Source organism: Gordonia sputi NBRC 100414 (assembly GCF_000248055.1).
Classification (GTDB): Bacteria; Actinomycetota; Actinomycetes; order Mycobacteriales; family Mycobacteriaceae; genus Gordonia; species Gordonia sputi.
In genome coordinates this window covers 1-574 of the sequence record NZ_BAFC01000104.1, presented here as the reverse complement: position 1 = coordinate 574, position 574 = coordinate 1, and the positions used below count along the sequence as shown (strand labels likewise).

Below are 574 nucleotides of genomic sequence, written 5' to 3'. Positions count from 1 at the left end.
GAGAAACTGTCACGCCTGGCAGCGGTGTTGGATGAGTTGGCGACGGTGGATGTGTCGTTGGTGTCTGATGACGTGCTGGTGGAAGCCACGGTTGAGGCGGAACGGTTGGCACTGCGGACGGCGGGCGCTGTCACCGATCGGTTGATCGTGGAGGCTTCCGACCGGGATCTGCCGCATTCGTTGGGTTTCCGCGATATTCGGAATTTCATGGGGCAGCGTTTGCATATTGGTGATCCGGCCGCCCGGTATCGGGTGATCGCGGCGACCGGATCGTTCACCACGATCTGCGGTGACCGGCTACCGCCGTCGTGTCCGACGTTGGCCGGCTATGTGGTGGAGGGTCGCGTCGCTGGCGCGCATGTCCGCGCGGTGTTGGAGGTGTTGGAGGCCATCCCTGGTGAGGTGTCGGCGGAGACGAAAGCTGCTGCGGAAGCGCAGATGGCCGGGTATGCGGTCGAGTTCACGCCTGCTGAGATCACCAATTTGGGTTCACGATTGTTGGCGCATCTGGATCCGGATGGGACGCTGACCAATTCGAAAGATCGTAAGCGTCGACGCCGCTTGTGGGTGAACC

The 574-nt window shown here is 62.0% G+C and carries 1 protein-coding gene; it reads left to right on the top strand.

The features are described 5' to 3' along the window. Positions 1-574: DUF222 domain-containing protein (locus GOSPT_RS16740; RefSeq protein ID WP_005207616.1), on the top strand; the 574-nt coding region annotated here is incomplete at both ends.